Annotated in this window: 1 pseudogene; it reads right to left on the bottom strand. The window is 68.8% G+C overall.

Going from position 1 to position 231, the window contains the following annotated elements:
* Positions 1-231, bottom strand: a pseudogene (locus SB725_RS34225) (AraC family transcriptional regulator); the annotation flags it as partial.

Below are 231 nucleotides of genomic sequence, written 5' to 3'. Positions count from 1 at the left end.
CCTCCAGGGTCAGGGTGCGGTCCAGGGCACTGTGGATGTATTCCCGGGCCCGCTCGGCCGCCACATAGTCGAAACGTTGCCGTGATTGGGCGACCCCGGAGACGCTGTTCAGGGCATGGGCCAGGTCGAACAGGGCGTCTTCCTGTTCCAGCGGGTCCAGGGGGCTGTCGACCCCACGCAGCAGGGCCTCGGTGGCGGCAAACAGCCGCGGGTCGTTGGACAGGCCGCCAG

This window comes from Pseudomonas sp. SIMBA_041 (genome assembly GCF_046535095.1).
Classification (GTDB): domain Bacteria; phylum Pseudomonadota; class Gammaproteobacteria; order Pseudomonadales; family Pseudomonadaceae; genus Aquipseudomonas; species Aquipseudomonas mucoides.
Note: the sequence above shows the minus strand (reverse complement) of the source record. Positions and strands in the feature narration are given on the sequence as shown.